The 22057-nt window shown below is 59.2% G+C and carries 22 protein-coding genes, 2 tRNA genes and 2 riboswitches; of the genes, 13 read left to right on the top strand and 11 right to left on the bottom strand.

Annotated elements, in window-relative coordinates:
* The first annotated feature begins 212 nt into the window (after nt 1-212).
* Nucleotides 213-286: transfer RNA gene (locus ACJD00_RS02645), tRNA-Val, on the top strand.
* A gap of 217 nt (nt 287-503) precedes the next feature.
* Here the strand turns inward: ACJD00_RS02645 and ACJD00_RS02650 are convergent.
* The gene (locus tag ACJD00_RS02650; RefSeq protein WP_418908363.1) at nt 504-884 is read right to left on the bottom strand and encodes a hypothetical protein; all 381 of its coding nucleotides are present in this window, start codon (nt 882-884) and stop codon (nt 504-506) included.
* Nucleotides 885-1212: 328 nt separating this feature from the next.
* Here ACJD00_RS02650 and ACJD00_RS02655 point away from each other — a divergent pair, with 328 nt between their 5' ends.
* A complete protein-coding gene (locus ACJD00_RS02655; RefSeq protein ID WP_309408859.1) occupies nt 1213-2898 on the top strand; it encodes a threonine/serine exporter family protein in 1686 nt (561 codons plus the stop codon).
* On the opposite strand, the gene ACJD00_RS02660 is transcribed toward ACJD00_RS02655, so the two are convergent.
* Entirely contained in the window at nt 2895-3665 is a 771-nt protein-coding gene (locus tag ACJD00_RS02660) for a uracil-DNA glycosylase (protein ID WP_418908364.1), read from the bottom strand. The genes ACJD00_RS02655 and ACJD00_RS02660 overlap by 4 nt on opposite strands.
* A 189-nt stretch (nt 3666-3854) precedes the next feature.
* Between ACJD00_RS02660 and ACJD00_RS02665 the strand changes: the two genes are divergently transcribed.
* The 3 genes from ACJD00_RS02665 (at nt 3855) to groL (ending at nt 6681) form a co-directional block, all read left to right on the top strand.
* On the top strand, nt 3855-4112 hold the full coding sequence (locus ACJD00_RS02665; protein ID WP_309410470.1) for a DUF3263 domain-containing protein: 258 nt from the start codon (nt 3855-3857) through the stop codon (nt 4110-4112).
* A gap of 51 nt (nt 4113-4163) precedes the next feature.
* Nucleotides 4164-4760, top strand: a complete 597-nt coding sequence (locus tag ACJD00_RS02670) for a LytR C-terminal domain-containing protein (RefSeq protein ID WP_418908365.1) — start codon at nt 4164-4166, stop codon at nt 4758-4760.
* Between the two features lie 283 nt (nt 4761-5043).
* A complete protein-coding gene (gene groL / locus ACJD00_RS02675) occupies nt 5044-6681 on the top strand; it encodes a chaperonin GroEL (protein ID WP_418908366.1) in 1638 nt (545 codons plus the stop codon).
* A 77-nt stretch (nt 6682-6758) separates the two neighbouring features.
* Here the strand turns inward: groL and ACJD00_RS02680 are convergent, their stop codons facing one another.
* The 5 genes from ACJD00_RS02680 to ACJD00_RS02700 all read right to left on the bottom strand — a co-directional run bounded on the left by ACJD00_RS02680 (nt 6759) and on the right by ACJD00_RS02700 (nt 10652).
* Nucleotides 6759-7664, bottom strand: coding sequence for a DUF4031 domain-containing protein (locus tag ACJD00_RS02680; protein ID WP_418908367.1), 906 nt, complete (start codon nt 7662-7664; stop codon nt 6759-6761).
* A 37-nt stretch (nt 7665-7701) separates the two neighbouring features.
* Entirely contained in the window at nt 7702-7992 is a 291-nt protein-coding gene (locus ACJD00_RS02685; protein WP_309408850.1) for a WXG100 family type VII secretion target, read from the bottom strand.
* A gap of 105 nt (nt 7993-8097) precedes the next feature.
* The gene (locus tag ACJD00_RS02690; RefSeq protein WP_418908368.1) at nt 8098-9594 is read right to left on the bottom strand and encodes an ATP-binding protein; all 1497 of its coding nucleotides are present in this window, start codon (nt 9592-9594) and stop codon (nt 8098-8100) included.
* 42 nt (nt 9595-9636) lie between these two features.
* The gene (locus ACJD00_RS02695) at nt 9637-10344 is read right to left on the bottom strand and encodes a response regulator transcription factor (RefSeq protein ID WP_309408848.1); all 708 of its coding nucleotides are present in this window, start codon (nt 10342-10344) and stop codon (nt 9637-9639) included.
* Between the two features lie 89 nt (nt 10345-10433).
* Entirely contained in the window at nt 10434-10652 is a 219-nt protein-coding gene (locus ACJD00_RS02700; protein ID WP_418908369.1) for a hypothetical protein, read from the bottom strand.
* A gap of 248 nt (nt 10653-10900) precedes the next feature.
* Between ACJD00_RS02700 and ACJD00_RS02705 the strand changes: the two genes are divergently transcribed.
* Together ACJD00_RS02705 and ACJD00_RS02710 are read left to right on the top strand one after the other, a co-directional pair.
* Nucleotides 10901-11284, top strand: a complete 384-nt coding sequence (locus ACJD00_RS02705) for a cold-shock protein (RefSeq protein WP_309408846.1) — start codon at nt 10901-10903, stop codon at nt 11282-11284.
* Nucleotides 11285-11287: 3 nt separating this feature from the next.
* On the top strand, nt 11288-11932 hold the full coding sequence (locus ACJD00_RS02710) for a DUF3027 domain-containing protein (protein WP_418908370.1): 645 nt from the start codon (nt 11288-11290) through the stop codon (nt 11930-11932).
* 76 nt (nt 11933-12008) lie between these two features.
* Here the strand turns inward: ACJD00_RS02710 and serC are convergent, their stop codons facing one another.
* Entirely contained in the window at nt 12009-13130 is a 1122-nt protein-coding gene (gene serC, locus ACJD00_RS02715; protein WP_418908371.1) for a phosphoserine transaminase, read from the bottom strand.
* Nucleotides 13131-13404: 274 nt separating this feature from the next.
* Here serC and ACJD00_RS02720 point away from each other — a divergent pair, with 274 nt between their 5' ends.
* The 5 genes from ACJD00_RS02720 (at nt 13405) to ACJD00_RS02740 (ending at nt 19195) form a co-directional block, all read left to right on the top strand.
* The gene (locus tag ACJD00_RS02720; RefSeq protein ID WP_309408842.1) at nt 13405-14103 is read left to right on the top strand and encodes a metal-dependent transcriptional regulator; all 699 of its coding nucleotides are present in this window, start codon (nt 13405-13407) and stop codon (nt 14101-14103) included.
* A gap of 104 nt (nt 14104-14207) precedes the next feature.
* Nucleotides 14208-14364, top strand: a riboswitch (cyclic di-AMP (ydaO/yuaA leader).
* Between the two features lie 5 nt (nt 14365-14369).
* Nucleotides 14370-15377: a M23 family metallopeptidase gene (locus tag ACJD00_RS02725; protein WP_418908372.1), complete on the top strand. Its 1008-nt coding sequence runs from the start codon at nt 14370-14372 to the stop codon at nt 15375-15377.
* Between the two features lie 122 nt (nt 15378-15499).
* Nucleotides 15500-15668: riboswitch (cyclic di-AMP (ydaO/yuaA leader) on the top strand.
* A gap of 3 nt (nt 15669-15671) precedes the next feature.
* Nucleotides 15672-16538 (top strand): C40 family peptidase, encoded by an 867-nt coding sequence (locus tag ACJD00_RS02730; RefSeq protein ID WP_418908373.1) that lies wholly within the window; start codon nt 15672-15674, stop codon nt 16536-16538.
* A gap of 421 nt (nt 16539-16959) precedes the next feature.
* Nucleotides 16960-17256, top strand: a complete 297-nt coding sequence (locus ACJD00_RS02735) for an HNH endonuclease (RefSeq protein ID WP_418908374.1) — start codon at nt 16960-16962, stop codon at nt 17254-17256.
* 70 nt (nt 17257-17326) lie between these two features.
* Nucleotides 17327-19195 carry an ABC transporter ATP-binding protein gene (locus ACJD00_RS02740; RefSeq protein WP_418908375.1) on the top strand — a complete coding sequence of 623 codons (1869 nt, stop codon included), beginning with the start codon at nt 17327-17329 and terminating at the stop codon, nt 19193-19195.
* 68 nt (nt 19196-19263) lie between these two features.
* Here ACJD00_RS02740 and ACJD00_RS02745 read toward each other — a convergent pair whose 3' ends face one another.
* Nucleotides 19264-19689, bottom strand: a complete 426-nt coding sequence (locus tag ACJD00_RS02745) for an NUDIX hydrolase (protein WP_418908376.1) — start codon at nt 19687-19689, stop codon at nt 19264-19266.
* Nucleotides 19690-19878: 189 nt separating this feature from the next.
* Between ACJD00_RS02745 and ACJD00_RS02750 the strand changes: the two genes are divergently transcribed.
* Nucleotides 19879-21108: an ROK family protein gene (locus ACJD00_RS02750; RefSeq protein ID WP_418908377.1), complete on the top strand. Its 1230-nt coding sequence runs from the start codon at nt 19879-19881 to the stop codon at nt 21106-21108.
* A 141-nt stretch (nt 21109-21249) separates the two neighbouring features.
* Here the strand turns inward: ACJD00_RS02750 and ACJD00_RS02755 are convergent.
* Together ACJD00_RS02755 and ACJD00_RS02760 are read right to left on the bottom strand one after the other, a co-directional pair.
* Nucleotides 21250-21323 (bottom strand) — tRNA-Arg (locus ACJD00_RS02755).
* 66 nt (nt 21324-21389) lie between these two features.
* Complete coding sequence (locus tag ACJD00_RS02760; protein WP_418908378.1) at nt 21390-22022, bottom strand: hypothetical protein; 633 nt, start codon at nt 22020-22022, stop codon at nt 21390-21392.
* Between the last annotated feature and the right edge of the window lie 35 nt (nt 22023-22057).

Raw genomic sequence — 22057 nt, forward strand, 5'->3', positions numbered from 1 at the left:
TCTGTGAGCTAAGAAAATTATGAGGTTCCGAAGGGTGCGGCACAAGAGGGAATTTCGGCTTTTTTGTGAACATTCGGAGAATATTTTTGCCGCCCTTGAATGGACATATGGTGACGCGGCTAACAAGCGGTGCCGAGTCCTCGATTTGGCGCTGGACGAGGATTGCCGCTAAGATCATTTAGGTGCTGAACCGCGAGGCCGGCATCGAAAATGGATCTTTAGCTCAGTTGGTTAGAGCGTTCGCCTCACACGCGAAAGGTCGCTGGTTCGAGTCCAGTAAGATCCACCCATTGCGTCTTTCGGGAACACGCGACATAACAAAATGTTGCGGGTTCCCGTTTGTCGTCTCCGGGGTCCTCACCAGCGCTGGTCGAAGCCCAGCGGGCAGCAGAAGTAGATTCGGTAATCTGCCGGCGAACGCGTACGAGGGCTCTGCGCATCGTCTGGGCAGGGCACCACTCGAAGCGCTCCCCTCCGGTTGGCTAGAACTCGGAATCCGAGCCCTATTTCTCAAGAACGCGCCGTATGGCTTCGATGGTCGTTTCGGGCGAATCGTTGAAGCAGAACAGCGTGCCCGGCTGCAGGGCGTTCACCACGTTGATGACCCGTTCGAAGATGGCCGTGAACTCTGTGGAGGTCCGCACGCCGGCTCCGACCTCGACCACGTCGAATCGGGCTCCGGCCAAGAAGGTCTTCAAGGTTGGCTCCACATCGTCGGGGCCATCAGACAGCAGGCAGACCGTCACATCGAAACCGTTGGTTTGCAGCAGTGTGGCCGCGTCGTTGATCCGCGCGCGAAGGTGGTCGGCATCTTGCCCGGGCCACGGCGAGAAATCGATGACCGCTGGGTCCATCCCGACCTGGAGCACACGTAGCTTCCTCATGTACCAACAGTAGTCCCGCAAGCTTCTGGCTAGAGCATGCTCACGTCTTCGCCTGCCCCTGCCTCGGTGAACCGAGAGAACCGGCGCGATGGCCGCCCCTTGCACCCACTAAACGCAAATGCGCCGAGAGTCCTCGGACGTTTCGCGGCCTTCTGCAATTCACAAGCGGGGCACCTTTCGGTTCTCCCGGTACGTAGCGGGGGAGTAGTGCTAACAAGTGTGTGCGGCGTGACGTCTTCTCTGCCGATATTTTGCCTCCTTCGGCGAAGACTCCGTTGTATCGTGAAGCAAGAGGAGTAGTTATCGGGTGTGAGAGGGGGAAATCGCCGTGGCGCAACAGCAGTCGGACGAACCGGAGGGCCAGGTGGAGCAGTCCGCCGGTCAGGACCCGGCGCCCGCCGTTAGCGCCCTACCACTAGTGACGACGAACCAAATCAACGTGAATGTGGGTAGTCAAGAGCCCGACCCAGAACCGGCTCCTGAACCGGTGCGTGCTTCGGCCCTACCACCAACTACCGCACTTAGCGCCACACTGACCACAGCCGACGCCGATGATGCCGGTTCGTGGCTCGGACAAATGTCGATCACCGACGAGGGCGTGACGGTTTACCCGCAACGCGCCAACCCGGTGGCTCGTCGTTTGCTGGCCAAGATTTGGGTGTCCGATGCGCCCCCGACTCAAGCCCTCAATTTGGTTGATCGGCTCCAGGGCACTCCCTACGCCAATCCCAAGGTCAACGAGGAGCATGACGCGTCGACGCGCCGTACCATCGAGTTTGCGCTGGATCTGGGCGAGACGCTTATCCGCTACGGGGCAGGGGCCCTGGAGGTAGAAACCAGCGTCATTGCGGTGACTGCCGCCCTTGGGGTCAGCCACTTGGATATGGACACGACCAATCAGTCCTTGCACCTGAACTACAGCCCACCTGATGCAGAGAGTTTCTCCGTACTGCGCGTCGTTCGCTCGTCTACGGCCAACTACGCCGGTCTGGTGTTGCTCCACGAACTAGTTTCGGACATTATCGCCGGTGGCGTCTCGCGACAGACTGCGGTGTCCCGGCTGAAGAAAATCCAGCGTCAGCCTAAGCCGTTTCCGCGTTGGTTGGTCGCCACCGGACGCAGCGTCTTCGCGGCCGCCTTCGTGTTGTTCATCGGAGGTACTTGGCTTGGTGCCCTGATCGCGATGGCCTCGTCCGTCTTGGTCTCGGAAATCGGCAAATACGGTAGTCGGTGGCGTGTGCCCGAATTCTTCACCATATCCGCTTCGTCCTTTGCGGTGACGGCCATTGCACTACTAGGCTTTCAGGCCAACGCGCCGCTGGATCCGGCCCTGGTCGTCTCGGGCGGTATCTTGCTGCTCTTACCATCGGGCAAGTTCGTTTCGGCTCTACAAGATGCGATCAACGGATTCCCGGTGACAGCGATCGGGCGCTTGTTCTCGGCGGGTTTGACCTACATGGCCATAGTTGTGGGTATTTCCGCGGCTCTGGTGGTGTTTTCATTATTTGATGCTTCGGCCGTTGACGTTCATGAGATCAAGACCATCGACTACCCCATCTGGTTCATGGCTCTGCTGGTGGTCATTGCCATTATTGCCGGCGCCGTCACCGAACAAACGGCGCGGCGACTGTTGCTGCCCACAGCCGGGATCGCGTTGCTTGGCTATTTGGTGTTCGTCGTGATGGAGGCAGTGGGCATGGGTGAGCGTGGTACCCCCGCGGTTGTTTCAACCGTCATTGGCTTCGCGGCACGCTATTTGACCGACCGGCTCAACAGCCCCCAACTGGTTCTGGCAGCTCCGGCGGTCATGTTCATGTTGCCCGGTCTGATGATCTTCCGTGCCATGTATGTGATCGTTTTTGAGACAACGAACATGTCGGGTGGTCTGGTTGAGATGTTCAACGCTTTGGGCATCATGCTTGCGATCGCCGGCGGCGTGGTCTTGGGCGATACGCTGTGTCGCCCGTTGACCTCCAGCGCACGGCGCGAACGTCGCCGGATTCGCCGCCGCTAGGCCGGAATCTTCCAGTCAATCGGTTCGCGTCCGAGCCGGGCCAGTGCCTGATTCGTGGCGGAGAAAGGGCGCGAGCCGAAGAACCCGCGTGAGGCCGAGAGCGGTGAAGGATGCGCGCTACGAATCTGAATAGACCGCGAGAGCATCGGAGCAAGGGGTTGTGCCTTCGCGCCCCAGAGGATGGACACCACCGGCTCCGCGCGTTCGTTCAGCGCCCGCAGGATCGCCTCCACAATGGGTTGCCAACCGAGCTTTTGATGTGAGCCGGCCTCTCCGGCCGTGACGGTCAATACCTGGTTCAGGAGTAAGACGCCACGCTGGTGCCACACACTGAGATCGGGGTGTGCTGCCGGTGGAATGCCTAGATCTGACTCGAGTTCCTTATAAATGTTCGACAGGCTGCGTGGAAGTGGGCGGACATGGCGTTCGGCGGCGAAAGCCAAGCCGTTGCCGTGCCCCGGAGTGGGGTACGGGTCCTGGCCCAGGATAAGTACCTTTACCTCGTGGAGTGGCAGTTGCAGGGCCCGCAGGATGTTCTCAGGCCTCGGAAGGATGCGCTCGCCGGCGGCGGAGCGCTCCGCTAACGCCGTGGCTAGTTGCCGTAATTGCGCATCGACCGCACGCAGCGCAGGAACCCAATCGGCCGCGATGAGCTGCAGCTCAGCGAGGTGCGCAACACCGTAATAGAACGGGAAGTCGGTGGCCTGCAACGGGTTGTTCGGCGAGAAATCTGCCTGGTCGAAGAGCGTCTGCTGCGGGTTGTCCATACATTCAATTGTGCCTTTGCGCGCCGACAGGGTGTAGCTCACACGGCGTTTTGGGACGCCAATGGGTAGAATATCTGTGGCGTCCCGGCTGCACGCTGGGTCACCATGAACGAGTAGAAGCCCACAGGCGAGAGCAGAGGAATCGAGGTGAGCGTGGTGTCAGAGCAAGAGTTCTTAGCTGATTTCGTGATGAATCCGGACAGCGAATTAGACGAGCGCTCGCAACAGATTCTTTACATGGAGCGCCTGTGGTGGAAGTACGCCGGTGCCAAGGAACAGGCCATTACGCAGCAGTTTTCGATGTCCGCGACCCATTACTATCAGCTGCTCAACCAGCTGATCGACACGGACGCTGCGTTGGCCTATGACCCGATGCTGGTCAAGCGGTTGCGTAGACTACGAACTACGAGGCGACGCGTGGGCGGCGCCGTCGGACAGGGACGTTGAGTCACTCCCGCACACCGACCGCCGCCAGTTATCCATCGAACAAGGACGAGAATGACCAACTACCCGCGTGATGAGTTTGATCGCGTTCCGGAGTTCAACACCCGAGTGGGATCGCACCATGCCCATGGATGGGCGCAATCTGCTGCGGCAAAGTCCGCGGGCGGGTCGCTACGCTGGGTGATTATCGCCGCGGTGTCCGTGCTGATCATTGGAGCCATATCGTTCTTCGTCTTTAACCAGCAGCCTGCCTCGCCTACCGCTACGGAGCCGACCGCGACGACAACGGCAAGCGAGGAGACGAGTTCCTCGCCAACCCCGAGCGAAACCGAGGAGCCCTCGCCCAGCTTTAGCATCGACGACTCCGAAGTGCTCTACGGGCAGCGCGTGGGTATCTACAATGCGTCCGGGGTACGCGGATCGGCCGGAACTGCGCAAGAGCAGTTGCTCGAAGAGGGCTTCACGAATCTGCGCACCGGCGATTGGTCGCGACTGGAAACCGAATCCGCCGTTTACTACGCGTCTAACGCGTACGAGATGACTGCTCAGAAGACGGCGGCTGCGCTCGGTATTGAGGCGGTACTGCAAACCAGCAATATTCCCGACCGAATCTCGATCGTTATAGGTAGCGATGTGACCGAGGAACAGTAGCCTCGAATAAGTCTTCGCCTAGAGCCGACCGGCTTGCACTCGCACCGCGAGAGTGCCAATATTTGTATTAGCACTCGCGCGTCGAGACTGCTAATTCCGGTCGGTTTCCGGTTTAACCGTTTCCTTCCGGAAGCACGGTCACGTTGCGCCGAGGCGAATTACCTCAGATAGCGAGAGCTGGTTCGTCTCCGGTCCGATGCCGGAAACGGAACACTCGTCCGTCGCGGGCGCTGTCTGTCGGTTGAACTTTCGCATGATTGTCCCGAAAGGACCGTAAGCCACTATGGCCAAGATGATTGCATTTGACGAGGAAGCACGCCGCGGCCTCGAGCGCGGCCTGAACACCCTGGCCGACGCCGTGAAGGTTACCCTGGGCCCGCGTGGGCGCAACGTCGTACTTGAAAAGAAGTGGGGCGCACCGACCATCACCAACGACGGTGTCTCCATCGCCAAGGAGATCGAGCTCGAGGATGCCTACGAGAAGATCGGCGCCGAGCTGGTCAAGGAAGTAGCTAAGAAGACCGACGACGTCGCAGGTGACGGTACCACTACCGCAACCGTGCTGGCTCAGGCACTGGTCAAGGAAGGCCTGCGTAACGTTGCCGCAGGCGCCGACCCGATCGCACTGCGCCGCGGCATCGACAAGGCCGTTGAGGCCGTCACCGCCGAGCTGTTCACCGCTGCCAAGAAGATCGAGTCCAAGGAACAGATCGCTGCTACCGCGTCGATCTCCGCTGGCGACACCGAAATTGGTGGTCTGATCGCTGAGGCTTTGGATAAGGTCGGCGAGCAGGGCGTTATCACCGTCGAGGAATCCAACACCTTCGGCCTCGAGCTTGAGCTCGCTGAGGGTATGCGTTTCGACAAGGGCTACATCTCGGCCTACTTCGTCACCGACGCGGAGCGCCAGGAAACCGTCCTGGAAGACCCTTACATCCTGATCGTCAACTCGAAGATCTCCAGCGTCAAGGACATGGTTTCGCTGCTGGAGAAGGTCATGCAGTCGAACAAGTCGCTGCTGATCATTGCCGAGGACGTCGAGGGCGAGGCTCTGGCAACCCTGATCCTGAACAAGATCCGTGGTCTGTTCAAGTCCGTCGCCGTCAAGGCTCCGGGCTTCGGCGATCGTCGCAAGGCCATGCTGACCGACATCGCTATTCTGACCGGTGGCCAGGTTGTTTCCGAGGAAATCGGCCTGTCGCTGGACAACGTCGGCCTTGAGGTCTTGGGTACCGCCCGTAAGGTGGTTATCACCAAGGACGAGACCACCATCGTGGAGGGCGGCGGCGACGCCGACGCCATCGAGGGTCGCAAGAGCCAGATCGCTGCCGAAATCAAGAACACCGATTCGGACTACGACCGCGAGAAGCTGCAGGAGCGCCACGCAAAGCTCTCCGGTGGTGTGGCCGTGCTGAAGGCCGGCGCCGCTACCGAGGTGGAGCTCAAGGAGCGCAAGCACCGCATCGAGGATGCCGTGCGTAACGCTAAGGCAGCCGTGGAAGAGGGCATCGTCGCAGGTGGTGGCGTGGCTCTGATCCAGGCTGGCGAAGCCGCCTTCGGCAAGCTCTCCCTCGAGGGTGACGAAGCCACCGGTGCGAACATCGTACGCGTGGGTATCGAAGCTCCGCTGAAGCAGATCGCCCTGAACGCTGGTCTCGAGCCGGGCGTCGTTGCTGACAAGGTCAAGGGTCTGCCTGCTGGCCACGGTCTGAACGCCGCCACCGGCGAGTACGTTGACCTGCTGGACGCTGGCGTCAACGACCCGGTGAAGGTTACCCGTTCGGCACTGCAGAACGCTGCCTCGATCGCTGGTCTGTTCCTGACCACCGAGGCGGTTGTGGCAGACAAGCCGGCTCCGGCTGGCGCTGCCGCTCCGGGCGGCGATGAGATGGGTGGCATGGGCGGAATGGGCGGCTTCTAAGCCTGACCCGTTTGGCTCAATAGGCCTCAAGGCGCGGGGTCGTATCCTTTGATGGATACGGCCCCGTGCCGTTTCATTTAACGCTCTGCTGTGGAGCTCAGTCCGCTATTCAGTCGTCGAATCTCGCGCTCGATATTGGCTCGAGCCGCGGACTCCCAACGTTTTTGGGCCTCTGGCGTGGCGTAGATTGCCGGACGTTGCAGAAAATCGTCGAGTATACGTAACCGCCCCTGAGCGAAGAGCACGGGGTCCAAGTGGGCGTATTCTTCGGCTATGGCAGCTACGTAGCGATCGTAGGCAGGTTGGGGACGGGCAAGAACCTCAAGATCCGCGTCGCAGAGCGACATGGCCACATTGTCCGAAGGGCTGGCGCGATGTGTGGCGGTCACTAACACCAGGGCACTGACCCTTTGGCGCTCTTCCACAGGCAGGATCCCCGCCAACAATGATTCGGCCAGTTCTGCCGATTCCTGCTCGTCGCTCGGGCTTCCGTTATAGACGGCGTCATGAAACCAAGCGGCCAAGTATGCCGCCCGGCGTTCGCTGTGCGATATGCCCTCCGGAAGCAACAGATCGAGTCCCTCGAGTATTGCCAGTAGATGCACGCGATCATGGTAACGCCGATGAGGCTCACTCCACCGGGTCAATAGAGCTCGTCCCAGGGCCAGCTCTAAACCGACCTCACGTTGCCATCGGTCGAGCAACACCCGATCCAACTTCTCCGGTCGATACCGCGCCGGAACCCTTAGCCCGGATGTCATCAAGGCGCGGACCAGTTCCGTGCCGCTCACTTCGTGGGCACCGGCTTCAACTAGCTGCTGGTACCGTCGGGCAGGAACATCGTAATGATCTCTGTCGAAGGCACGGGCATCGATGCCATTGGCGGCGGCGAATGCGTGGAGCTCTGCGAGCGACTGATCGGAGATCAAGTGGGAGAACTCGGTGCCGTGGGCGGGCCAGCGTGGCGGGTCAATCAGGATCATCGCCTCAGCGTACCTAATTGACCCGCCCGGTGGGATATCAGTACCGGAAGAGCGAGGCGTTGACTTGCTCGACTTCCTCATACTGTTGCGAGGCGTGGGTCAAAGCACCTGCGATGTTGCTGAGCGCTTCTTCGATCTTGATATGGGTTCCCCGCCATTCGGCCACGATGGCATGGAAGGAAGCGGCCGCCGAGCCCTGCCATGTGCCCTGCAACTGGTCGAGGTTCATTTGCATGGCGGCGACCTCGCTGCGAAGCCGATCGATGGTGCTCAATACGGCTTGCGATTTAACCTGCATGTCGCCGGTGTCGGTGGAAAATGTACTCATAGTGCCCTCCTAGGCCGTGGTGATGTCGATGGTCAACTCACCCTAGGGGGCATGGAGGTACTCGTAGGTCGAGATCGGCGGATTGTGGATAGCTGCCGATTGGTGTCAGTTTTCTGGGGGAACGAAGGGCAGCGAGATGCTCATCGTGGTCCCGCCGCCAGGCGTTTCGCTGACCGCGACGGAACCGCCATGCTGTCCGGCGATCGCCGAGACAATCGCCAGCCCGAGCCCCGAGCCGCCCGTCTCGCGCTGACGTGAGGAGTCGGCGCGGTAGAAACGTTCGAAAACGCGTTGGGCGTCTTCTTCCGGTATGCCGGGCCCATGGTCGCGGACTTCGAGTACGGCGTCGCTGGCACCAGCCACGAGTGAGCGTACCCCTACCGCAATTTCGATTGGGCTTCCCTCCGGGGTATAGCGCAGCGCGTTTGTCAGCAGGTTGGCAATGATCTGGCGGATCCGCGCATCATCACCAGTCGTTGAAGCCGGCGCGGGCATGGGGCCATCGAGACCGACGAGCGTTACCGTGCGTTCCGGGGCACGTACTCGAGTATCTTCCACGGCGTCCTGGCCGATGACCAACAGGTCCACCGGGTTCATCTCTAGCGGGCGCTGTTCATCAAGTCGCGCCAACATGAGCAGGTCTTCGACCAGCTGCGCCATTCGCTTAGACTCGGCCTCGATACGGCCCATGGCGGAGCCCACGGCTTCCTCACTGGCAAGGCCACCATGACGATAGAACTCGGAGTACCCCTGGATGGTGACCAGCGGTGTGCGCAACTCGTGCGAAGCGTCTTGGATAAAGCGTCGCATTTTGCGTTCGGAGGCTTCGCGATCCTTGAACGCGCGTTCGATCTGCGCCAGCATGGCATTCAGTGAACGGGAAAGCCGTCCTACCTCGGTCTCTGGCGGGTAATCTTGCACGCGTTGCGTCAGATCGCCGTCGGCGATGAGCGAAGCCGTACGCTCTACCCGCAAGAGCGGAGCTAACGCGCGCGTGGTAACACCGTAAGCGATCATGGACATCAGCAGAGTCGCCAATAGGCCGGTGGAGAGCACGAGTGCGGCAGTCTTTTGCACGGTGTCACTGACCGTGTCCAAGGGCAGGGCAAGATAAAAATGTAGACCGCTGGTTTTGAGGTCCAAGGAGATCGCACGCCAGCCTGCTGACCCGGTGTAGCTACCGGGCACCGTGATCGGTGTGCGGGGATTCGCGTTGAGTTCGGCGATCTGTTTAGGGCCCAGCAACGGAAGCATCGAATGCTCGCTGGCCACACGGTTGGTGGGCATGATGTATTCGATGGTGCCCTCGGCATCACGAATATCGGCGTAGGCGCGGTTGAGCCCTAGCAGGCTCGGATCGACGCCACCGGTATTGCCGTTATCGGCGTCCAACGAATACAGGTAGGCCTTGTTCAGGCCATAGCCGAGGGGAGGAGCAGCACTAATTAATTGCTCATCGAGCTGCTTCGTCAGTGAAATGCGCAAGGTATGTGCCGAACCGACTGCGGTGGCCAGCACTCCAATTGTCATCAGCGCACACATGAGCATGACCAGCTTGGTGCGCAACGAGGTACGCCGCCACGATCTTCTCAGTGCCTGCATCTGAAGATTCTCTGTTCCTTCCCTCGGGTGGTGCGATCGTGATTAGCGACGGTCTGGGGTGCGCATCAGGTACCCGACGCCTCGTTTGGTTTGGATCAGCGGCGTCCACTCCGGTCGATCGACCTTGCGGCGCAGGTAGGAGATGTAGGACTCGACGATCGAAGCATCGCCGTTGAAGTCGTACTCCCAGACGTGGTCCAGAATCTGCGACTTGGACAGTACTCGATTTGGGTTCATCATCAGGTAGCGAAGTAGCTTGAACTCGGTCGGGGAGAGGTCGATGATCTCACCGGCACGACGGACCTCATGCGCGTCATCGTCGAGTTCCAGATCGGCCACGACGATCGAGGCGTTTTCTTCCTCGCCAGAGGCCGTGCGCCGAAGTACGGCACGAATGCGCGCGACGACCTCGTCGAGGCTGAAGGGCTTGGTGACGTAGTCGTCGCCACCAACGGTTAGTCCCGTGACCTTGTCGCTGGTGTCATCACGTGCGGTAAGGAAGAGCACCGGGAAGTGTCGGCCCGCGGCGCGCAGCTTACGGGTGATGGTAAAACCATCCATATCCGGCAACATGACATCCAGGACGGCGAGGTCTGGTTCTTCGTTTTCTACGGCGGCTAAGGCTTCACGACCATTGGCCGCGGCCGTTACCTCGAAGCCGGCGAAACGCAGAGAAGTTGAAAGCAACTCGCGGATATTCGGCTCGTCGTCGACAACCAGCAATTTTGCTTCAGGGCTTTTTGCATTCATGCGTCTCAGTCTGCACGCGTTATCTGGGAGTCTGCTGAGCGCGTCCTGTACAGGGTAGCGTCGGAAGAAGCAGTGTGGTTGCAGAAACCTCAGCTGTTGCGGCGTTGAAGAATATTGTTGACCACCACGACGCCTCCCAGAATGAAAGCGATGGGGAGCCCGAAGATGCCAATGGCCATCACGACAGCAGGGATCGACATTTCGGCGAAGTAGAGGACGAGAATCGCGATAAGTGAGACGGTCGAAAGAGCCGCGATGACAATGGCGGTGCGGGAAATCACTGAAATGACGGTCGAAGAAGTGCTCACGGAGTCCAACTTTACCCGGCTTTGGAGCGTTGTCTGTCGGAGCGGTGAACATCCAACTGTGAACAATCTAGCGCTGGATGACATAATCTAAGGTATTCGACTTGATTCGTGCCCAGTGGTAGAGCACCCGGATGAATGAAATGTAGATTCCCGGTTGGATGCTCCCTGCGGCTCGAACGCCTGAGCACGCGCCGGTCACCGCGAACGCGGAGCGCGATAGATACGAGAAATGAACGAGGAGACCGATCATGCCTACCGGCAAGGTTAAGTGGTATGAGAAAGCCAAAGGTTTTGGCTTCATCACCGCCGAGGACGGTAAAGAAGTGTACTTGAACGCCGCAGCATTGCCTGCCGGTGTGCAAGATTTGCGCGCGGGAACGCGCCTGGAGTTCGGCGTTGCAGATGGTCGCCGCGGTCCGCAGGCACTGGGTGTGCGCATTCTTGAGGCTGCCCCTTCCGTGGCCCGGGCCAAGCGCAAGAAGCCAGAACAGGAAGCGGCGCTGATCGAGGACCTGATCAAGTTACTGGACTCGGTGTCGAACACGTTGCGCAAGGGGCGTTATCCTGATCAGGCACACGGAAAAAAGGTTGCCACCGTGCTGCGCGCAGTGGCCGACGATCTGGACGTATAAAACATGCCCCGTAAACCCAAGCTGGATCAAATCCTGGCAGATGCCGTGGCCGAGGCTCGAGCTGCCCTTGTTGAGGTGACCGAAGAAGGCGAACTCGGCGAGCATGTGGCAGCCGAAGCGACTGGTGAGCGATTAGTCACCCATCGATTTGTCTCCCATAAGCGTGGGTACCGGGGCTGGACGTGGTTCGCAACTCTGGCACGTGTGCCACGGGCTAAGGCTAAGGATTTGACCGTCTGCGAGGTAGGGATCATCCCCGGGGAAGACGCACTGCTCGCGCCGGCCTGGGTTCCGTGGGCCGAACGTCTGGAAAAGGAAGAACTAGAAAAGGCCCAGCGGGAGCAAGAAGACGAAGCTAACGCCGAAGAAGCCGCCGAGCCAGGCGCTACGGCCGATGCCACGCCCGACGCAACCGAGGAAGCCGCACAGGATTCCGTTGAGTCCGAAGCAGCTGCACGTTCGGTAGCCGAAGACACGACCGAAACGTCAGATACCGATACGCCGAGCACTCAGGAGCCGGATATCGGTCAAGCGCAGACGGTAACGGCTCGTAAGAGCACGCGTCGTCCCGTGCGCCGCCGCCGCACGGCGCAACGCACGGCAGCGCGCCGCCGCGCGGCACAGCGTCAGCGGGGCAACGATTCCTAGCTGCTAGATGCCTTAACGCACTGATGGCATCGAACCAATTGGTTCGATGCCATCAGTGCGTTAAGCCCAGCTGTGATTAGAGCTGCTCGATCACGTAGTCAATGCAATTCAACAAGGCCGCAACATCGGAGGGTTCGATGGCTACAAAAGTCGCGATGCGCAACTGATTCCGGCCAAGCTTGCGGTAGGGCTCGACATCAACGACACCGTTGGCGCGAAGCGCCTGAGCGATGGCGTTGGCATCAATTGAGTCATCAAAGTCGATCGTGGCAATCACATTGGAACGGTGCTCCGGATTGCTCACGTAGGGCGCCGTTGCTTCGTTGGCCTCGGCCCAAGCATAAATCTGACCGGCGCTCTGAGCGGTACGTTCCGCGGCCCACTTCAGTCCGCCATTGGAATTCAGCCACTGAATCTGCGCATCGAGCGACACGAGCGTTGTGAGCGAGGGCGTGTTGTAGGTCTGATTCTTCAGCGAGTTATCTAGTGCGGTCTTCAGATTCAGGAAGTCAGGAATCCAACGGTCCGAGGCCGCAATTTCCTCGATGCGTGCAATCGCCGCGGGGGACACCATGGCGATCCACAAGCCCCCGTCGGAGGCGAAGTTCTTCTGAGGCGCAAAGTAGTAGACGTCGGTTTCGCTGAGGTCGACATCCAGGCCGCCGGCGCCGCTGGTAGCGTCAACGACAACGAGGGCGTCCTCGTTAGCGCCAGCAACGCGCTTTACCGGAGAGGACACACCGGTGGAAGTTTCGTTGTGCGGCCAAGCGTAGACATCAACGTCGGATTCGGCGACGGGCGCTGGTAGCGAGCCGTTCTCCGAGGTGATGATGCTGGAAGGAGCGAGGAAAGGCGCCTTGTCCGTAGCCTTGGCGAACTTCGAACCGAACTCGCCGAAGGAGAGGTGCTGAGCCTTGTTGCGCACTAAGCCGAAGGCAGCAGCGTCCCAAAACGCGGTGGAACCACCTACGCCAAGCAACACTTCGTAGCCTTCAGGAGCATTGAAAAACTCTTTCAGGCCGTTTTGTACCGATGCCACAAGGTTTTTCACCGGGGCCTGGCGGTGCGAAGTGCCGAGGAGGGTCGATCCAGCATCGACAATCGCCTGTACCTGCTCCGGGCGGACTTTAGAAGGACCTGCACCAAATCGACCGTCTGCGGGCAGTAGGTTTTCCGGAATGATGATTGCTGTGCTCATCGCGCTCCTAAGCGTTTTAGCGACTGGGTCAAAACCTTGCCCCTGGCGCTCGCCGAGTTACGGCGGGCGGAGGAATAAACCAAACAAGGTTTTGCGTTGCAACTACCATCTTCGCAAATAGCGGTGGCCGTTGGGGAAAACGGGAGCTTGGGTTACGCCGGTGCAACATCGAGCGTTGAAAGGCGAGCTGGCGGTCTAAGCAAGTAGAGTGGACTATGACGTCTCGTTTTCCTAAGCGACCTTGAACTGATGTTAATTCCCAGGAGCGACTACCGTGTCTGACCTCATCGATACCACAGAGATGTACCTGCGTACCATCCTCGAATTGCAGGAAGAGGAGATCGTCGCGCTGCGTGCACGTATCGCGGAGCGTCTTGGCCATTCGGGACCAACTGTTTCCCAGACCGTGGCGCGTATGGAACGTGACGGTTTATTAGTCGTGTCATCGGATCGTCACCTTGCCTTGACCGAAAAAGGTCACGAATTGGCAACGAGCGTGATGCGCAAGCACCGACTCGCGGAGCGACTCCTAGCGGACATGATCGGCTTGGATTGGGAATACATCCATGAGGAAGCGTGCCGTTGGGAACACGTGATGAGTGAGCGCGTCGAACGTCGCCTTTACGAGTTGTTGGGCAACCCGACGGTTTCGCCGTACGGTAACCCGATTCCGGGTCTCGAGGTTCTCGGTGGCCCCAATGTGAGCAAAATCTCAGTTGACGTGCAGAATCTAGATACCGCGCTACTCGAGGGCAATCACGGGCCGGTTACCATTGAGCGTCTGGCCGAGCCCATTCAGACCGACCCAATCCTGCTCGGACAACTGAATGAAGGTGGAATTACTCCGGGTGCGGTCGTCACCCTGGAGCGCGCGGATGACTATGTCGTGGTCCGTGTGGATGGCATCGAAGGGGCTCTGGAGCTACCGGTAGAGGTCAGTAGCCACGTCTTTGTGCGCTCTCTCAAAAGATAACGAAATTGTAACTTTACCGTTCGACCGGTAGGCTAGATATGGCTCCGCACGTCTGTGTGGACTGCTAATTCCGGACACTACCGCCGAGTATTGCCCTGTGTCCGGATGCGTTAGGGACAAAAGTAGGGCAATAGCGGGGGACCCACATCTTTTGGCGCGACTGCGTCTTGGGGTGAAGCCATGTTCTTGGGGGATCATGGCAGGCCTTTTCTCAGGGGCCGAACCCGACAGCTAACTTCGCAGGCGCGAACGTGAGAGGGAAAGTTTTGGCAGAAACCAACGTTTCGGGGCGCCGTGCTGCGGCGACCAAGGTAGACGAGGTGCAAGAAATTGCCGCGGCCGCAACCGAGCAGGTTGGCGGACGTCGTGCGCGACGCGTAGCCGAGGTCTCCATGGAGGCGCCTGCGCCCACCCATGCCAATTATGTCGGCCGCCGTTTCGAAACGGTGCGTCGATACGGTGTTGCTCCTCGTCAGGCGGATCTGCATGCCGCAGAATCGGTTGAAGGCAATGTCATTGCCTTCCCGGCGCCGACGCCGAGTGTCAATGAAGCTAATGGTGCTCTGGTTCAGGAGCTCAAGCGAGCTCCGAAGAAGAGCCTCAACCTAGGATTTACGCACAAGGTTGCCGCAGTGGCCGCCGTGTCCGGTCTTGCCCTAGCCGCGGTGAGTCCGCAATTGGCAAGTTCGGTAGACAAGCAAGAACATACTGTCCAGGCTGAGCGCGCTGCGAACTCGGCGGTTGTTGACGTCAAGGCTCCAAATGCTGGTGGGCTTGACGTTCAGCGAGCTTCCTTTAAGTCTGAGCGCAATCCGGAAGTTGCCGCTGAGGAGAAGTTCTCCGAGGTCATGTCCGCTTCAGGTGGCGATGTAACGGCTATTGAGTCGGCTGGTCTGCTAAATGCGCCGGTGAACTCAAACCGCATCACTTCTCCCTTTGGACACCGCAAGAACCCGACCGGACCCGGTTACATGATTCACAGCGGCATGGATTACGGCGTAGCGTGCGGCACCGAGGTGCGGGCTTCTGCGGCCGGAACTGTTACCGTTGCGGGCTGGGCTGGTCACTCCGGCAAGCGCGTGACAATCGAACATGGCAACGGTCTTGAGACTGGGTACAGCCACAACTCGCAGCTTTTGGTCAATGTGGGGGATAAAGTCGAGCGAGGCGATCTCATTGCATTGAGCGGTACTACCGGCAATTCGACGGGGTGCCATGTGCACTTCGAGGTCATCGTCGATGGTGACTTCAAGGACCCGCGCGGCTGGTTATAACGATCTTGGTCACCAATTCGTGACCAAAATGTGACAATTGGAGTTCGCTCCTATAGACTTGAACTCGTGCCCAGGGAATCGCTGGGCAACATCGCGTGAGAACCGAGCACTGTCAACACGCGGTGGTAGTTATACACAACTCGTACGGCAGTGGCGGGGGAACCAACATCGGGTGATTGGCTAGGCCAATAACCCTAGGGGTGAAGTGGAAGAGAAGGAAACTTCGAATCCACCGAGGTAACTCCACTTCGAACCCGACAGCTTACCTCGTAGGTATCAAGGAGAGGCTTTATCGTGACCAAGCGCCAGTCGCAGGGACGCCACCGCGCCCCATCGGCAAGCACCAACCCGCTTGAGGTTATCTCTCAGGCAGTGTCCTCGAATGCAGGATCGGTTGGACGCCAGGCAGCAGTAGTAGCTGCCGCATCCGGTTTGATCGTCGCATTGGGTGTGCCAGGCCAGGCCACCGCACCGCGCGATGTTTCCGCATCCCCGGTTGACACCATTAACCCGGAACGAGTTTCCGTCAAGGCAGTGAAGGTTGCCAGCGACAAGTCTGAGAAGGTTCAGATTGAACGCGCCGGCTTCACCGCTGAAGCGAAGCCGGAGCCTGTAGTCGTGGCCGTGGCCAACGACATCACTCCGACGACTCGTCAGAACCGTAGCGGTGGGTCCACCACCACTACCACCAGCAGCAACTCCAACGGTGGCGGAAGCTTGGCTCCGACCACCCGCCAGAACCGCAACGGTGGCCAGGACACTTCCGGAACCACGCAGAGCACTGTGACGAAGGAAGAATCCAGCGTCCAGACTTCCAGCCTGTCGGGTATTGCTGCGACCGCAGCCAAGTACGTCGGCGTTCCTTACGTGTGGGGCGGTTCCTCGCCTTCCGGTTGGGATTGCTCGGGCTTCGTGAAGTACGTTTACGCTCAGCACGGCATCAACATCGCCCGTGGTACCTCGGCAATTCTGGGCTCCGGCCAGTTCAAGCGCACCAGCAGCCCGAAGCCGGGTGACCTTGTCTTCCAGAACGGTGGCGGTCACGTTGGCATCTACCTAGGTGGCGGCAAGATGATTGGCGCGCAGAACCCGACTGTGGACACCATGATCCACTCGGTGACCCGTAACCCGCTCTACGGTTACTACACCCTGGCTCGCTAGAATCATAGCTTTGACGCGGCCCCCGAAACCTCACGGTTTCGGGGGCCGCGTCTTTTCTACGGTGAACTTTTGTCCTAACGTAGGTGAAATGTTCTTTGTCAGGGACCGTATCGCTGACATTAGTACTAGTCTTCGCCTAGGCTACAAGTGGAATGAGTAGACGAAGCGAAACAGGCACTGCACTGAAAGAGGTGCACAGCAGACGCCGGAAAGAAGCACGCGCATGAGAACACTGGTTTTGAACGCAGGGTACGAGCCACTCGCCGTGGTTACCTTTCGTCGAGCGCTCCTTCTTGTGCTAGCCGAGAAAGCTAGCATCGTGGTCGAGGATGTTGCAGCACCTGTGCGGAGCACGCACGGCCAGCTGCCGCGGCCCACAGTTATAGTTCTCAAGCGTTATGTTAGACGCCCCTACAGGAGCATGAACCATGTCTCCCGTAGGGGCGTTCTTCGTCGAGACCACTTTCGTTGCGCCTATTGTGGACGCGCGGCGAACACCATAGACCACGTGATACCGCGGTCGCGCGGCGGGCTCAATACGTGGGAGAACCTGGTAGCAGCCTGTCTGCCTTGCAACAGCCGTAAGGCGGACAAGACGCTGGCCCAGCTGGGGTGGAAACTCAAATTTACCCCGCGTGAGCCCAGCTACGGTGGGCATTTGATCAGCGGCCTGGACCGCATCGATGAGACGTGGAACGAGTACTTGCAGGCTAGTTGAGAAATAGAATCGCCGCCTAGAGAGTTATGCCTAGGGATCTTGGCCTAGGTAGGAAGCGGGTGCGGCGATTATGAGCATGGAACATGCGGCGTGGAGTTCTTTGTGGAAACTTCAGCACGAAGGTTCCGAACGGGCGTACGACGAGCGGACTCCGCGACGTGTGCTACGTTTTGCCGCCGCCTACAAGCCTCGCCTGGTCATCTTCGTCCTATTTTCGATTATTTCTGCTGGGCTCGCGGTGATCACCCCGGTGTTGGCCGGCCGAGTGGTTGATGCGATTGTTGGGCAAGACAGTTGGGAGACCATACGCAATCTGGCGATGATCATCGCGGGTGTTGCGGTGCTCGACGCCGTTGTGTCGATGTTGGTGCGCTGGCAGTCCTCCAACCTTGGCGAACGCATTATCTTTGACTTACGCACTCAGGTGTTCGATCACGTGCAACGCATGCCGGTCGCGTTCTTTGCTAGGACGCGGACCGGGGCCCTGATCTCTCGTCTTAATTCCGATGTGATTGGCGCGCAAGCGGCCTTCGCGGGAACGCTGTCGGGTATCGTCTCCAACGCGGTTTCACTGGTGTTAACGGCGGTTGTCATGTTCACCACCTCATGGCAGGTTACCCTGCTGGCCTTGCTGTTGTTTCCGATTTTTGTGCTTCCAGCTCGCCGCTTCGGTCGGTCACTCGCTGGGCTGCGGAAGCAATCTGCAGACCTGAATGCGTCTATGAGTACGCAGATGACCGAGCGTTTTTCTGCGCCAGGTGCCACCTTGATCAAGCTGTACGGTCGTCCCGCCGAGGAGTCCGCACAGTTTGCTTTGCGCGCAGATAAGGTGCGCGATATCGGCGTGAAGATGACCATCCGCCAGTTCGCCTTCGTTACCGCGTTGAGCCTCGTGGCCGCCCTGTCGCTGGCCATGGTGTACGGACTTGGCGGGTTCTATGCGCTGCGCGGGCAGATGGCCGCAGGCGACGTCGTGACACTAGGCATGCTCATCGTGCGCCTTTACACACCGCTGACGGGACTGGCCAATGCTCGAGTCGAGATCACGAGCGCGTTGGTGAGTTTCGATCGAGTCTTCGAGGTGCTTGATCTTGAGCCGCTAATCAAAGACCGCGATGATGCGCGCGAGCTTCCTGCCGGGGAACTCAACGTGCGGTTCAACCACGTGAATTTCGCGTACCCCAGTCCCGAGGAGGTGTCGCTTGCGTCGTTGGAAGATACTGCGGTGCTCGACACTCGCGGGGGCGAGCAGGTGCTCCATGACATCGACTTTGAGGTGCCCGCTGGACACACGGTGGCATTGGTCGGTTCCTCGGGAGCCGGAAAGTCCACGATTGCCCAGTTAGCGTCACGGCTCTACGACGTGAGCTCCGGAAGCGTGGAGATTGGTGGCCGCGACGTTCGAGAGGTGACCTTGCAGTCGCTGCACGCCGCCTTGGGCGTCGTCACGCAGGATGGCCACCTGCTTCATGAGACGATCCGAGCAAATCTCCTGCTAGCAAACCCCGAAGCAAGTGAGCAAGAGTTGTGGGAGGCGTTGAGCGATGCCCAGCTTCGGGCGCATGTGCAGAGCCTGCCCGACGGTCTCGATACTGTCGTGGGGGAGCGCGGTTACCGACTGTCGGGCGGGGAACGGCAACGACTGACTATCGCCCGTATGATTCTGTCGAACCCACGCTTCGTGATTCTGGACGAAGCGACCGCCGCGCTCGATTCGCGGAATGAGCGACTTGTGCAGCAGGCACTCACCCGTGCCCTGGAGCGGCGCACCGCGCTGGTGATTGCCCATCGGCTTTCAACCATCCGTGATGCGGACGAAATTCTCGTGGTGCACGATGGGCGTATCGTCGAACGCGGTACCCATGAGCAGTTGCTTGCCGTAGGAGAGCACTACGCTCAGTTCTATCGCACCCAGTTTCAGGAATCCGGCTCGTCCTAGGCAGTGCTCGAGTTCGCCGCGACGAGGCATCAGAAAGTATTTACACGGAGAAAAAACTTATTGAGGGGTTAGCGGCTCGTTGCCTGCTGTCGTTGCTCGGCAATGAGGTTGGGAAGAACTCGGTCGCGGAGCAACGGCGCAATATCATCGCGAGCGAGCGCCAACTCTGGGCTTATCCAGAGAACTTCTTCCAGCTCAGCTTGCGGTTTTACCTGACCGTGGAATGCTGACTTGAATAGGTGAGCCACGATTGAGGTGTCCAATTCATTGGCGGCAGGTCCTTCCCAAAGGCCCCAATTTTCGAGATCAGCCTCCTCGAAGCAAAGGCCCAACTCCTCCTGGATTTCGCGTCGCACGGCCGATCGAGCCGATTCGCCTCGTTCTAGCTTGCCGCCAGGCTGCATGAAATACGACGTGCCGCGTTTGCGGACGAGAAGGATTTGCCCATCATCATTCACTAAACATGCGGCCGCGATAGTCAAAATGTTTTCCACTTAATCAGCATATCGCGTGTGATTATGTGTCAGAGGTGGTAACGTGCTGAGGAGGATCTCCAACGTTTTTAGTTGAGACGAATTCTGGCCCACGACTCGCACTCAGGGGCCGCATAGAGCTCGCCAGCAACCAAGAGCATTGGAACGAAAGATCGATCCATCTAATTTAGAGACCAATGGAGCAGTCATATGCAACGGGGTACCAACCTAGGCCGTCTTGGGGACTTTAACCAGGCCGTAATTTTGGAATCCATCCGCCGAGCACCGGACGGGATCAGCCGAGTTGAACTCGCTGGATCCACCGGACTCTCACCACAGACCATTTCGAATGTTGTGCGTCGACTTCTGGACGATGGAATCGTCCGCGAGGATCGCACCATCGTTTCCGGTCCAGGCAAACCACGTACCGTACTGGAGCTTGAAGGCAATCGCCTGATCTCCATCGGCATCCACCTGGACCCAAGTGTTATCACCTTCGTGGTGATGAACCTGCGCGGCGAAGTGATTCGCCAGCGCAAGATTGAAACCCCGAACCTGGAGGTCATTTCCGAGACCATCCAGACCATGGCGACCAACGTCAAGGAGCTCATCGCAGAGATCCGAGTGCCGAAGAAGCACGTGGTCGGCGTCGGAATTGCCGTACCTGGCCCGGTGAACGTTGAAGACGGCATCGTACTGAACCCACCGCTGCTGGACGGCTGGGCCGACGTTGAACTTGTCGCACCGTTGCGTAAGCTGCTACGCCTGCAGGTAATCATCGAGAAAGACACCATCGCCTCGGCTGTTGGGGAACTCTGGCACGCACGTGAAGATCAGGAGCAGGATTTCGTCTTCGTGTACTGCGGCCATGGCTTCGGCGCTGGCCTCGTGCTCGGCTCGGACGTGCACCGCGGCTCGAGCAACAACGCCGGTGAGATCGGGCACCTGTCCACCGGGTACAAGTCCGTACGCTGCGAAGAGTGTGGCGCGGATGACTGCCTCGCGGCAGGAACCTCCTACGAATACCTCGCCAAGGTGGGTAACGAACGCGGACTGAACCTGCCTACCCCTGAGGTCATGGGCCCCGAGCAGCGCGCCGAAGGCATGAAGCAGCTCGTGGAACTGGCCAAGGACGGCAACGCTGTAGCCAAGGAAGTTCTTGTGGACTGCTTAGTCAAGGTCGGCGAAGTCGCCGGTCAGCTGGCAAACACTTTCGACGTGCGTGAAGTCGTCTTTGGTGGGCCCCAGTGGGATGTCGTACGAGAGCTTGTTGAGGACGAAGTGAACGAGGCAGTTCAGCGTCGTTTCGCGCTGCGCGGTGTGCATGATGTCACCACTCGCACCTCTACCCTCGGGTCGCAGGTCGGCGCCGTTGGCGGTGCCTGCGTCGTGATGGACGCGTCGTTGTCGCCAAAGGCAACCGCGTTGCTTCTGCGCTAATAGCCGGAAAGCAAAGCGTGAGGTCCCGCCCGGGAATTCCTGAGCGGGACCTTTGCGCCATATGCCCTAAGTGGTCGTTATCTACAACAAAAAGCGCCGCTTGACTGGAGAATCCAGCGCAAGCGACGCCCGTAGTGAGTGTGCCCCTGGCCGGAATCGAACCGACGGCCTACCCTTTAGGAGAGGGTCGCTCTATCCTACTGAGCTACAGAGGCAACGGCCCCGAAGAGCCGTTTTAACAGTATCCTATTGCGCTCCTAGGCCGTGAATTAGACCCGAACCTAGCCCTGGGCCTCGGCGATTTTGGATCTAACCGTCGCAAGAATACGGCGAATAGCGAATCCAACCACTAGGGCCGCGGTAATCAGCAGGGTTACCCAGCGAACCGTCGTGAGCAATGAAGCGACAAACACCGCACCGGCCGTGGGATCGCCGGTGAACAACGCATCGATCACAAAGTTTTCGATGATATCGCTGACGGCAAAAAGTAGCGGGGCGCTAAAAGCCAGCCAGCGTTGCTTCCGCACCGGTATCCAGCGAGCCAGCGCAAGCATCGAAAACAAGGCCGCGATCAACGGGAAGAGCAAGCCGGCCGTCTTGTGCAGGTAATTCAACTGCCCGATGGCATCGTCATCCATGACCGACTTCAACGCCTGGATATCGGAGAGGGTGTACCCGAAGATACGCTGATCGGGCATGGCTAACCCGTTGCTGAGGTCTGTCATTTGGTTCAACGTCAGCACGTGATAGTAGACGAAGAGAAACACAGCGGTAAAAAGACCGGCGGAGATCAGCAACATCGGGTTGGACTTAGCGTCGCTGCTCGGGGAGGGAGTCGGCGCCGCCGCTGGCTGCGTCGGCGCGGTGTTGTCCGGGCGACGGTACACTTTGCTCTTCTTGATCTTTTTAGCCATACCCCCATTATGGTGGCTCGGGAGGCCAACTGTCC

It is taken from the genome of Glutamicibacter endophyticus (assembly GCF_048457885.1).
GTDB lineage: Bacteria > Actinomycetota > Actinomycetes > Actinomycetales > Micrococcaceae > Glutamicibacter > Glutamicibacter endophyticus.

Coding starts and splice junctions, on each gene's coding strand:
- ACJD00_RS02650 (WP_418908363.1), bottom strand. CDS start 884: ATGAGGAAGCTACGTGTGCTCCAGGTCGGGATGGACCCAGCGGTCATC.
- ACJD00_RS02660 (WP_418908364.1), bottom strand. CDS start 3,665: ATGGACAACCCGCAGCAGACGCTCTTCGACCAGGCAGATTTCTCGCCG.
- ACJD00_RS02665 (WP_309410470.1), top strand. CDS start 3,855: ATGAATCCGGACAGCGAATTAGACGAGCGCTCGCAACAGATTCTTTAC.
- ACJD00_RS02670 (WP_418908365.1), top strand. CDS start 4,164: ATGACCAACTACCCGCGTGATGAGTTTGATCGCGTTCCGGAGTTCAAC.
- groL (WP_418908366.1), top strand. CDS start 5,044: ATGGCCAAGATGATTGCATTTGACGAGGAAGCACGCCGCGGCCTCGAG.
- ACJD00_RS02680 (WP_418908367.1), bottom strand. CDS start 7,664: ATGATCCTGATTGACCCGCCACGCTGGCCCGCCCACGGCACCGAGTTC.
- ACJD00_RS02685 (WP_309408850.1), bottom strand. CDS start 7,992: ATGAGTACATTTTCCACCGACACCGGCGACATGCAGGTTAAATCGCAA.
- ACJD00_RS02690 (WP_418908368.1), bottom strand. CDS start 9,594: ATGCAGGCACTGAGAAGATCGTGGCGGCGTACCTCGTTGCGCACCAAG.
- ACJD00_RS02695 (WP_309408848.1), bottom strand. CDS start 10,344: ATGAATGCAAAAAGCCCTGAAGCAAAATTGCTGGTTGTCGACGACGAG.
- ACJD00_RS02705 (WP_309408846.1), top strand. CDS start 10,901: ATGCCTACCGGCAAGGTTAAGTGGTATGAGAAAGCCAAAGGTTTTGGC.
- ACJD00_RS02710 (WP_418908370.1), top strand. CDS start 11,288: ATGCCCCGTAAACCCAAGCTGGATCAAATCCTGGCAGATGCCGTGGCC.
- serC (WP_418908371.1), bottom strand. CDS start 13,130: ATGAGCACAGCAATCATCATTCCGGAAAACCTACTGCCCGCAGACGGT.
- ACJD00_RS02735 (WP_418908374.1), top strand. CDS start 16,960: ATGAACCATGTCTCCCGTAGGGGCGTTCTTCGTCGAGACCACTTTCGT.
- ACJD00_RS02740 (WP_418908375.1), top strand. CDS start 17,327: ATGAGCATGGAACATGCGGCGTGGAGTTCTTTGTGGAAACTTCAGCAC.
- ACJD00_RS02750 (WP_418908377.1), top strand. CDS start 19,879: ATGCAACGGGGTACCAACCTAGGCCGTCTTGGGGACTTTAACCAGGCC.
- ACJD00_RS02760 (WP_418908378.1), bottom strand. CDS start 22,022: ATGGCTAAAAAGATCAAGAAGAGCAAAGTGTACCGTCGCCCGGACAAC.